We start from the raw sequence: 9,910 nt of genomic DNA, 5'->3' as shown, positions 1-9,910 counted from the left end.
TCCCATTCGTCTGCCGCCGTTGCGAGGACCGGCCGATTACCCGATGGAGGATGGATGACCCGAAAGCGCCTGCTGTGCATTGCCCCGGATGACAAGGGTGCGCGCGCCCTGCTCAATGAAGCAATGCACGACTGGGAGATCCGCAGTGTCAGCAACCTCGGCGAAGCCGGGCGCGAACTGCGTAACGACCGTTACCTGGTCGGCCTGCTCGTGCACGACCGCGAACAGCACCGGCCGGCCGAAGTGGACACCTTCCTGCGCCGCCACAGCCATATGCAGTGGGTCGGCGTGTTCAACCCGCGCGATCTCGAATCCGCGCCCTGCCGCGACCTCGTCGTGGAGCACCTGTGCGATTACCACACGGCCCCCGTCGATCCGGTGCGGCTGGCCCATACGCTCGGCCATGCGCACGGCTGGGCGATGCTGCGCCCGCGGCCCAGCGCCAACGACACGCACGACGATCCCGCGTCGCCGCTGATCGGCGGCTGCGACGCGATCGCACGGCTGCGCGCGCAGGTGTCGCGTGTCGCCAAGGTCGCGGCGCCCGTGCTGATCTGGGGAGAAAGCGGCAGCGGCAAGGAGTTGACGGCCCAGGCGATCCACGCGCAGTCGGACCGGGCCGCGGGACCGTTCGTCCCCATCAACTGCGGCGCCATCGCGCCGAGCCTGATCCACTCCGAGCTGTTCGGCTACGAGCGCGGGGCGTTCACGGGCGCGACGCGGAGCAAGGCCGGCCTGATCGAGTCGGCGGACGGCGGCACGCTGTTCCTCGACGAGATCGGCGACCTGCCGAAGGACCTGCAGGCCAACCTGCTGCGCTTCCTGCAGGAGAAGACGATCTGCCGCCTGGGCAGTACCCGCAACATCCGCGTGGACGTGCGGGTGATCGCCGCGTCGCACGTGCAGTTGCAGCAGGCCGTCGCGAACGGCGCGTTCCGCGAGGACCTGTACTACCGTCTCGCCGTGCTGCCGGTGACCGTACCGCCACTGCGCGAACGGCGCGACGACCTGGTCACGCTGGCCGAGCACTTCTTCCACATGTACGCGAGCGAAAAATCGCCGCGCCTGAAGGGCTTTTCCAACCGGGCGATCGAGGCGATCCTCGACCACGACTGGCCGGGCAATGTGCGCGAACTGATCAACCGGGTGCGGCGGGCACTGGTCATGTCGGACGGCCGCCTGATCATGCCAGAAGACCTGGGACTGACGCGCGCGATCATGGCGCCGACGCCCGCCGCGCTGGACGACACCCGCATGCGTTCCGAGCGGCGCGCCCTGCGCGAATGCCTGGACCGCAGCGGCCACAACGTGAGCCGCGCGGCACGCGACCTGGGTGTGTCGCGCACGACGATGTACCGTTTGCTGAGCAAGCACGGCATGCGCGAGTGACGCGTGTCCGGTATGTGGCACAAGTGGACAAGGTGTCCACTTTTTTTTGTGTGTTGCAGCGCGTATGTGGACAGAGTTGTACCGGAAGTGAAACAGTTTTTCGATATTTTCGGTAATTCGTGCGGGAATTTCTCTGACAGCCGTGTAGGAAAATCCGTACAAAGTCAACAAAAACAATGGGTTAGAAAGCTCTGCAGTGGGGCTGGCACTGAAACTGCAAAGGGATGGAGGTCGGCGCTACAGCCGACCCATCACCAACCATCAAACCCAGAGGGGAACTCGAATGAACAAGACTTTGCTCGTGACTGCCATTTCGCTGGCATTCTCGCTGACCGCTCAAGCCCAGGATGGCGTCAATGCGAACGGCGGCGGCGCCACCGTCACGCAGACCACGACCCGCACGTCGGACAGCAGCGACAACAGCACCCGTAACTCGAACAACACCTCGGACAGCAGCAACAACAGCACCAACTCCTCGGACAGCAGCAACAACAGCACGAACACGAGCACGGCAACCACGAACTCGGACCAGAACAACAACAAGAGCACCAACACGACCACGACGACCACGTCGACGGACAACAGCAACCGCAGCACCAACACGGCCGACAACAGCAACCGCAGCGACAACAGCAACCGCAGCACGACGACCACGACGACCGACAACAGCAACCGCAGCACCAACACGGCGGACAACAGCAACCGTAGCGACAACAGCAACCGCAGCACCAACACGGCCGACAACAGCAACCGCAGCACGAACACCGACAACAGCGACCGCAGCGTCACCACCACGACGACCAACAGGTCGACGGACAACAGCGACAACAGCACCCGTAACTCGAACAACACGTCGGACAGCAGCAACAACAGCACCAACAACACCTCGACCAACCGCACGGTCTCGAACTCGACGACGACCAACCGCGACAACGACAACAGCACGGGCAAGAACAACAGCTCGGGCGACTCGACCGCGTCCGCGACCGGCTCCGTCGCCGTGAACAACGGCGGCACCGCGACGTCGAACTTCTCGAACAGCTTCAACACCTCGTCGTCCAACAACACGGCCAACCTGACGGGCCGCGTGTCGGGCAACACCATCTCGAACATCGGCAACGTCGCCACCAACACCGGTAACGCCAACGGCGCCGCCGGCACCGCGGGCAACGGCGCAGCCGGCACCGGCGGCGGCATCACGGCAACCGCCGGCGCGGGCGGCAGCGCGGGCAGCGCGAACGGCGCAGCCGGTTCGGCCGGCGGTCTGGCCACCAACGGCGGCGCCAGCGCAGGCGGCGCCACCATCGGCGGCGCGACCGCGGGTGCGGGCGGCGCGGGCGGCATGGCGACTGGCGCGACCAGCGGCAATGGCGGCCGCGGCGCGGCGGGCGGTGCCGGCGGCAGCTCCGGCATGGTCTCCGCCACCGGCGGCGCAGGTGCGGCCAGCGGCGCAGCCACGGGCACCGGCGGTGCGGGTGCGGCAGGCGGCATGGCCGGCAACGCGATGGGCGGCAATGGCGGCGCGTCGGGCGACCTGTCGGGCGGTAACGGCGGCGCCAGCGGTGCCACGACGGCTGGCCTGGGCGGCGCCGGCGGCAGGACCGGTGCAGCCACGGGCGGTGCCGGCGGTGCCGGTGCCGCGGCGGCGCGGGCGGCGCAGGTGCGGCGGGCGGCATGGGCGGCACCGGCGGTGCCGGCGGTGCAGCAGGTTCGGCAGGCAATGCCGGCTCGACCGCATCGAACGCAGCCACGGGCGGCTTGACCCGCGCCGGCGGCAGCTGGGCAACGTCGGGCGCCGGCGGCGCCTCGTCTGCCGACGGCGGCACGGGCGGCGCCAGCGGCACCGCCACCTCGGGTTCGCCCGTCTCGACCGGCGGCGCCACCACCAGCGGTGCGTCGACCTCGACGGCAGGCACCACGACCGGCGGCGCCGGCGGTGCAGGTGCGGCGGGTGCGGCCGGCGGTGCCGGCGGTGCGGGTGCGGCAGGTGCGGCAGGCGGTGCGGGCGCCGCAGGTGCCGCCGGCTCGAACATGGCCGGTAACGGCGCGGCAGGCGGCGCAGCGACCGGCGCTGCCGGCGGTGCGGGCGCAGCCCTGACGTCGACGGCCGGCAACGCTGCCGGCAACACGGGCGGCGCCGGCGGCGCGGGCGGTGCCGGTGCGGCCGGAACGGCGACCTCGGGCGCAGGCGGCGCAGGTGCCGCCGGCACGGCAACCTCGGGCGCGGGCGGTGCCGGCGCAGCGGGCGGTGCGGGTGCCGCCAGCGGCATGGCGTCGAACACGGCAGGCGCAGGTGCGGCCGGCGGTTCGGCCACGACCGGCAGCGCCACGACCGGTTCGGCAACCGTGGGTGATTCGACCGCCGGCAACGGCGGCGCGGGCGGCGCGGGCGGCTCGACCACCGGCGGCGCAGGCGGCGCCCTGGCCAACATCACGGCCGGCGTGGGCACGGGTGGCCTGGGCGGTGCGGGCACCGGCGGCAACGGCGGCTCGAACACCGTCAATGCCGGCTCCTTCGACATGTCCAACAACATGAGCGGTGTCGGCCAGTCGGCTGCGGGCGTGATGGTGATCAGCCAGAACAACGGCTTCTCCTCGCTGGTCCAGCAGAGTGTCAACGTCCAGAGCAACCTGGCTGTCGGCAAGTAATGCCAAGGACCGCCGTGCCCGCGGGCACGGCGGTTTTTCGATGCAACCGGGGGTAGAGAATGCAGTCATCACTCAAGAGTAGCGTCAGCAACCGCGTGTGCAGCTTCGCTGTGCTCGCGGTCTGCGCATCCGCGGCCTGGGCAGGACCGGAACTCGCGGTTCCCGCCCGGGACGGCGCGCCGGCCGCCCAGCCGGCCACGGGTGCCGACAAGGGAGACGGCAAGTCGGTCCAGGCGCAGGACTCGCTCGGATTCGGCCCCGCCGCCGACCTGGGCAAGCTGGAGCATTCGCGCGGTGGGACGGACACGTTCAACACCAGCAACAACGCGAATCTCGGCGGGGTCGTGAGCGGCAACAGCGCGGTGAACGTCGTCACGGGGTCGAACACGATCGATGCCGGCGCGTTCGCCAACATGTCGGGCATACCGGTGGTTATCCAGAACAGCGGCGCGAACGTCCTGATCCAGAATGCCACCATCGTCAACCTGCAGTTCAAATGAAGTACGGCGCCCTGCCCCTGCTGCTGTGCGCACTGGCGGGCGCTGCCCGCGTGGATGCGGCCGACCTGCCGATCGCGGGCGGCGCCCGGTTCGACGTGCCGGTCAAGAGCATGCGCGAACTGCGCTTCGCCTCGACGACCCGCCAGCAATACGACTTCAGCTGCGGCTCGGCCGCCCTGGCCACGCTGCTGACCTATCACTACGGCTATCCGATCAGCGAAACGACCGCCTTCAAGGCGATGTGGGAGATCGGCGACCAGGCCAAGATCCGGCGCGAAGGCTTTTCGCTGCTGGACATGCAGCGCTATCTCGCAAAGATCGGCTACAAGGCGGACGGTTTCCAGGTGCCGTTGCAGAAACTGTTCGACAGCAAACTGCCCGCCATCGTGCTGATCTCCGAGAAGGGCTACAACCACTTCGTCGTGATCAAGGGCGCGGACGACGGGCGCGTCCTGCTGGGCGATCCGTCCAGCGGCACGCGCTCCGTGACGCGCGAGCACTTCGAATCCATCTGGCCGACCCGGCTGCTGTTCGTGATCCACGACGCGCCCGGCAAGCCTTCGTTCAACGCCGACCTCGACTGGCGCGCCGCGCCGCGCGCGCCGCTGGCCGAGGGTGTGACCCGGACCGCGATCGACATGACGACGCTGCCGAAATTCGGTCCCGGCGATTTTTGACAGGAGACCCCATGCGCATCCCCGTCCAGATCGGCCTCGTGCTGGCCAGCGCCGCGATCGCTGCGCAGGGCCATGCCGGCGGCCCGGACAACCCGTTCACCAGCGACAACGCCGTGGCGGCGGACTCGCTGGACGACTACCGCGGCGGCTTCATCACCGACAACGGCCTGGCGGTGTCGCTCGGCATCGAGCGCATCGTCACGATCAACGGCAACGTGGCCGAACGCAGCCAGCTGGAGCTCGGCGACCTCGGCAAGCTGACGAGCGGCCACAGTACGCTCACCGCCGACATGGCGAACCAGGTGCGGCTGATCCAGAACGGCGGCGGCACGTTCAACGTCCAGATGGGCGACACCACGCTGGGCGGCACCGTCATCCAGAACAGCCTGAACAACCAGTTGATCAACAACCAGACCATCATCAATGCAAGCGTGAACGCACGCGGACTGCTGCAGTCCATGAACTTCCAGTCCAGCCTCGCGAACGCGCTCAATACCGCCGCCACCGGCAGGTGACGGATTTTTACCTGGAGAAAACCTATGCATAAAATTCCAGCGCTGTACGGCGTGATTGGTGTCAGCGTGGCCCTGGCGGCCATCCCGGCCGGTGCCCAGTCCGGTCCTGACCTCCTCGAGCAGCTCAAGATCATGCGACAACAGCTGGAAGAGCAGCGCGCGCGCGTCGACGAACTGGAACGCCAGTTGCGCGCGAGCGGCGTGGCGCCGCCCGAGAACACGGCGGCGGCGGCGGCGCCGTCGCAGCTCGAGCGGATGCGCGGCACCGGCAACCTCCCGGCGCCCCAGCCCGACGCGCCCGCGCAGGTGCAGGCCGGCCCGCTCGACGCCCCGCCCAGGCTCGCCGTCCCGTTCGCGGATCCGGTCTATCCGGGCCGCCTGGCGCCGCTGCGCGGGACGGGCGGTGGCGGGCAGGCCCAGGCGGGCAACGATGCCGTCGGCCGGCCGCCCGCGCCGAAAACGCCGGAAGTGGCGCCGATCTTCGAGACCCCGGGCGTGCTCACGCCTCGGGGTAAAGTCGTGTTCGAGCCGTCCGTACAGTACGGCTATTCGTCCAGCAACCGCGTCGCCCTCGTCGGCTACACGGTGATCCCGGCCTTGCTGATCGGCCTGCTGGACGTGCGCGAAGTGAAACGCAACACGACGACGGGCACCGCCACGTTCCGCTACGGCTTCGACAACCGCCTGGAATTCGAAGCGAAGATCCCGTACGTCTACCGCAGCGATTCGACCGTCAGCCGCGAGCTGTTCACGGGCACCGCGGCCGAGCGCGCGTTCGAGACGAGCGGCAAGGGCATCGGCGACATCGAGCTGGGCTGGCGCTACCAGCTGAACGACGGCGGCGTCGACACCCCGTACTACATCGCAGGCCTGCGCTTCAAGTCGCGCACGGGCCGCGATCCGTTCGAGGTCGTGACGGATTGCCAGACCCGCTGCGTGGGCCAGAACGTCACCGGGACCGGCCTCCCGCTCGACCTGCCGACCGGCTCCGGCTTCTATTCGGTGCAGCCAAGCGTGACGTGGCTGCTGCCGTCCGATCCGGCCATCTTCTTCGGCGGCTTCAGCTACACGAAGAACTTTAAGCGCGGCAACGTCTACCGCACCGTGCTGAACGGCGGCAAGGAACTGCTGGGCACGGTGGAACCGGGCGACGTGTTCGGGTTCAACTTCGGCATGGGTCTCGCGCTGAACGAGCGGGCGTCGTTCAGCATCGGCTACGACCACAACTCCGTGGGCCGCATGCACCAGAACGGCATGGTCATCCCGGGTTCCGTGCGCGTGCAGCTCGGTACGCTGCTGCTCGGCTACTCGTACCGCCTGAAGAACAACCGCACCCTGAGCGTATCGGTGGGCGCGGGCCTCACGCGCGATACGCCGGACGTCACGCTGATGGTCAGGATGCCCTTCACGTTTTGAGGATCCCCTTTGGCCGCAAGGCGCGGCCCAACAAAAAGGGCCGCGCTTGCGGCCCTTTTTTTCAGACGTAATAGACGAGTGCCGCGAGGCCCACGATCAGCGCGACCTTCGTCGCTTTATAGGCCGTCTTGTTCCAGGCCTTGTAGCGGCGGCGGTACTGGCCCATCACGTACGAAACGCGGAACAGCTTGCTGACGAGGCCCGTCTGGTCGCCACTCTCGTTGGGCGAGGCGGCCGCCGTCATCATCGTGCGGCCCAGCCAGCGGTTCACGGCCTGCATCCAGCGGAACCGCATCGGACGCTCGACGTCGCAGAACAGGATCAGGCGGTCGCTGTCGCTGGCGTTCTCGGCCCAGTGGATGAAGGTTTCGTCGAAGATGACGCCCTGGCCGTCGCGCCAGCTGTAGCGCTGGCCGTCGACTTCGATGAAGCAGCGGTCGTCGTTCGGCGTGGCCAGGCCCAGGTGGTAGCGCATCGAGCCCGCGAACGGGTCGCGGTGCGGGTTCAGCTTCGCGCCCGGCGGCAGCTCGGCGAACATCGCGGCCTTCACGGACGGGATGCCCTGCAGCAGCGCGTACGTCTGCGGGCACAGGCGTTCGGCCGACGGGTGGCTCGCGTCGTACCACTTCAGGTAGAAGCGCTTCCAGCCCGTCTTGAAGAAGGAATTGAAACCGGCATCGTTGTTCTCCTCGGACGCCTTGATCTTCTTCATCTCGATGAGGCGCAGGCCTTCCTCGCGGATCGTCGGCCAGTTCTCCTGCAGGACGGACAATTCGGGGAATTCACGGACCGGGATGTACGGCGTGCTGGGCACCTTCGAGAACAGGTGCATGAAGATATTGATCGGCGCCATGAACGACGAATGGTCGAACAGCTGCCGGCCGAACGGCAGGCGGACCTTGCCACGGAAATGGATGTGCAGGACCGACAGCACGAGAAAACCGACTACGAACCACTTCATGACGCCTCCGACTGAACGAGGCGCAAGGATACCATATGCGATACGCGGCCGTACGCCCTCCGCCCCGGCTGGTCGGGACGGACGACGTAAGGCCGCGAATGTGGTGCTACCACTACATCGTCAAGGCATCGTCAATGCATCGTCGACGACGTGACGGCGTAGCCTTTTTCCGCCAGCTGGGCGTTCAGGTTCTGGATATCGTAATCGGGCAGGTCTCCGGCATCGTCGTCGACTTCGAAGGCCCGCGCTTCGACCTCCCAGTCGGTATTCGTGGCTTCCTCGGGGATATTGCGGGTCTCCGGGACGGCCAGGTAAGAAAACTTGCCGTCGTGTTCGGCTCTGCGGTAGATGTCCAGGCGCATAGTCACTCCTTTAAAAGCATGGCTGTCGAATGAAAGCCATCAGTATGGGCACGATAGGCGAACGGTTCGTGTCCGTCTGTTAATCCGCGCACACTGGCTGGACGACAAGTTTCAGCGTCCCACGCCCCCGCCCAGCACGCGCGCCGGCAGCATGACGATCGCCCGCAGCAACTCGAAGACGGCCTCGACGCCGATCCCGAGCAGCCGGAACGGCAGCAGCACGAGCCAGACGAGCGGATACATCACGAGCGCCAGCAGCGCGATCGGCCAGCACAGGAACAATAACACCAACCACACGAGGAAACCCAGCATCGTCAGCTCCATCTTTCAGGGCAAGGGCCGGTGCGGCCCGACGATGTGACTGTAGTTGTATGGACGCCAATCCGCAATATTTCTGCGACGGACGGTCAGCGGGGGGAGACAAACGGGGCAAAAGCGGGGACGAGCGGACGTCGTCCCCGGCGGGGCAAACGATCAGGCCAGGACGGTGTCGCGGACGTGCACCGGCACGCCCGCCCGTTCGACGACCTCGGCGCGCATCGACGCTTCCAGCGACGGAATCGAGCCGCCCGCGCGGTAGGCAAAGCTCACCTGCACGACGTCGCCCGGCTGCACGTCCAGCGGCGTGGCCAGCGGCAGCATCATGTAGTGGTTCAGCCAGTCGATCGTCGTGCCGCGTTCCTCGACGATGGACAGCACGTTCTTGGTGATGAAGCGCAGCGCGTTCAGGCGGCCGCCCTGCTCCATGCGGAACTGGCCTTCCCACGCGATCGCGTCGCCGACGGGCTGGCTGAAGTCCATGATCGCATACACGCACGGCTGCGCCAGGTCGATGGTGCCCGGGTAAATCACATTGGTCGGCTGGAACTGCACGATCGGTGCATAGAAACCCTCGAAATCGTATTCGAGCTGCAGCGGCTGCGCGGCCATGATGACGGCTTCCGGCATGAAGATCGGCAGCGGACCGCCGAAGCGCGCCAGGTAGCGCCGCTTGAACGACTCGATGACCTCGACCTGCTTTTCGCGCAGCATGCCGACGTGGATCATTTCGCAGATGACGAGATCGACGGGTTCCGGCGGCAGGTATTCGAACGCGTCCGCATGGATGACCTCGACCTTGTGGCCGTTCGGGTTCATGGCGAGGAAGCGGCGCGCCTCGCGCACCATGTCCGGGTTGAACTCGACGCAATAGACCTGCGACGCGTTCTGGGCCGCGAAGTACGACAGCACGCCCGTGCCTCCGCCCAGCTCCAGCACCTTCATGCCCGGCTTCACGGCGTGGTAGATCGCGGACTTGAAGCTGTGCATGCGGTTATGGTCCATCAGCATGTTGTGATGGTAGTGGACCGGAATAAACTGCCCCAGGTAGCAGCTTTCGATTTCGCGTTCGTTGAGCATGGGTTCCTCTATGTCGGAGTGTGCCTGCATTATCTCCATGCTT

Annotated in this window: 11 protein-coding genes; 7 read left to right on the top strand and 4 right to left on the bottom strand. The window is 67.1% G+C overall.

What is annotated here, in order from left to right:
* The first annotated feature begins 54 nt into the window (after positions 1 to 54).
* The 7 genes from ACEN98_RS30765 (at position 55) to ACEN98_RS30735 (ending at position 7,146) form a co-directional block, all read left to right on the top strand.
* Positions 55 to 1,389, top strand: a complete 1,335-nt coding sequence (locus ACEN98_RS30765; RefSeq protein WP_413388587.1) for a sigma 54-interacting transcriptional regulator — start codon at positions 55 to 57, stop codon at positions 1,387 to 1,389.
* Between the two features lie 283 nt (positions 1,390 to 1,672).
* A complete protein-coding gene (locus ACEN98_RS30760; RefSeq protein ID WP_413388586.1) occupies positions 1,673 to 3,151 on the top strand; it encodes a hypothetical protein in 1,479 nt (492 codons plus the stop codon).
* Entirely contained in the window at positions 3,064 to 4,038 is a 975-nt protein-coding gene (locus tag ACEN98_RS30755; RefSeq protein WP_413388585.1) for a hypothetical protein, read from the top strand. Before ACEN98_RS30760 ends, ACEN98_RS30755 begins: the two co-directional genes overlap by 88 nt.
* 59 nt (positions 4,039 to 4,097) lie before the next feature.
* Entirely contained in the window at positions 4,098 to 4,538 is a 441-nt protein-coding gene (locus ACEN98_RS30750) for a hypothetical protein (protein WP_413388584.1), read from the top strand.
* Complete coding sequence (locus ACEN98_RS30745; protein ID WP_413388583.1) at positions 4,535 to 5,215, top strand: C39 family peptidase; 681 nt, start codon at positions 4,535 to 4,537, stop codon at positions 5,213 to 5,215. The genes ACEN98_RS30750 and ACEN98_RS30745 overlap by 4 nt, the downstream gene beginning before the upstream one ends.
* An 11-nt stretch (positions 5,216 to 5,226) precedes the next feature.
* Positions 5,227 to 5,730 (top strand): hypothetical protein, encoded by a 504-nt coding sequence (locus ACEN98_RS30740; RefSeq protein WP_413388582.1) that lies wholly within the window; start codon positions 5,227 to 5,229, stop codon positions 5,728 to 5,730.
* A 24-nt stretch (positions 5,731 to 5,754) separates the two neighbouring features.
* Entirely contained in the window at positions 5,755 to 7,146 is a 1,392-nt protein-coding gene (locus ACEN98_RS30735) for an acetate kinase (RefSeq protein ID WP_413388581.1), read from the top strand.
* 61 nt (positions 7,147 to 7,207) lie between these two features.
* Here ACEN98_RS30735 and lpxO read toward each other — a convergent pair whose 3' ends face one another.
* The 4 genes from lpxO to ACEN98_RS30715 form a co-directional block, all read right to left on the bottom strand.
* Entirely contained in the window at positions 7,208 to 8,107 is a 900-nt protein-coding gene (gene lpxO, locus ACEN98_RS30730) for a lipid A hydroxylase LpxO (protein WP_413343987.1), read from the bottom strand.
* Positions 8,108 to 8,238: 131 nt separating this feature from the next.
* Positions 8,239 to 8,469: a DUF6139 family protein gene (locus ACEN98_RS30725; RefSeq protein ID WP_036229374.1), complete on the bottom strand. Its 231-nt coding sequence runs from the start codon at positions 8,467 to 8,469 to the stop codon at positions 8,239 to 8,241.
* Between the two features lie 111 nt (positions 8,470 to 8,580).
* Positions 8,581 to 8,781, bottom strand: coding sequence for a hypothetical protein (locus ACEN98_RS30720; RefSeq protein ID WP_091662476.1), 201 nt, complete (start codon positions 8,779 to 8,781; stop codon positions 8,581 to 8,583).
* Between the two features lie 162 nt (positions 8,782 to 8,943).
* Complete coding sequence (locus ACEN98_RS30715; RefSeq protein WP_413388580.1) at positions 8,944 to 9,906, bottom strand: methyltransferase domain-containing protein; 963 nt, start codon at positions 9,904 to 9,906, stop codon at positions 8,944 to 8,946.
* Between the last annotated feature and the right edge of the window lie 4 nt (positions 9,907 to 9,910).

This window comes from Massilia sp. CT11-137 (assembly GCF_047302885.1).
In the GTDB taxonomy this organism is placed as follows: Bacteria; Pseudomonadota; Gammaproteobacteria; order Burkholderiales; family Burkholderiaceae_D; genus Telluria; species Telluria orientalis.
Note: the sequence above shows the minus strand (reverse complement) of the source record. Positions and strands in the feature narration are given on the sequence as shown.

What these genes read in the sequence shown, in the direction of transcription:
- ACEN98_RS30760 (WP_413388586.1), top strand. Translation starts at nt 1,673, where the DNA reads ATGAACAAGACTTTGCTCGTGACTGCCATTTCGCTGGCATTCTCGCTG.
- lpxO (WP_413343987.1), bottom strand. Translation starts at nt 8,107, where the DNA reads ATGAAGTGGTTCGTAGTCGGTTTTCTCGTGCTGTCGGTCCTGCACATC.
- ACEN98_RS30715 (WP_413388580.1), bottom strand. Translation starts at nt 9,906, where the DNA reads ATGGAGATAATGCAGGCACACTCCGACATAGAGGAACCCATGCTCAAC.
- ACEN98_RS30735 (WP_413388581.1), top strand. Translation starts at nt 5,755, where the DNA reads ATGCATAAAATTCCAGCGCTGTACGGCGTGATTGGTGTCAGCGTGGCC.
- ACEN98_RS30720 (WP_091662476.1), bottom strand. Translation starts at nt 8,781, where the DNA reads ATGCTGGGTTTCCTCGTGTGGTTGGTGTTATTGTTCCTGTGCTGGCCG.
- ACEN98_RS30745 (WP_413388583.1), top strand. Translation starts at nt 4,535, where the DNA reads ATGAAGTACGGCGCCCTGCCCCTGCTGCTGTGCGCACTGGCGGGCGCT.
- ACEN98_RS30725 (WP_036229374.1), bottom strand. Translation starts at nt 8,469, where the DNA reads ATGCGCCTGGACATCTACCGCAGAGCCGAACACGACGGCAAGTTTTCT.
- ACEN98_RS30750 (WP_413388584.1), top strand. Translation starts at nt 4,098, where the DNA reads ATGCAGTCATCACTCAAGAGTAGCGTCAGCAACCGCGTGTGCAGCTTC.
- ACEN98_RS30765 (WP_413388587.1), top strand. Translation starts at nt 55, where the DNA reads ATGACCCGAAAGCGCCTGCTGTGCATTGCCCCGGATGACAAGGGTGCG.
- ACEN98_RS30755 (WP_413388585.1), top strand. Translation starts at nt 3,064, where the DNA reads ATGGGCGGCACCGGCGGTGCCGGCGGTGCAGCAGGTTCGGCAGGCAAT.
- ACEN98_RS30740 (WP_413388582.1), top strand. Translation starts at nt 5,227, where the DNA reads ATGCGCATCCCCGTCCAGATCGGCCTCGTGCTGGCCAGCGCCGCGATC.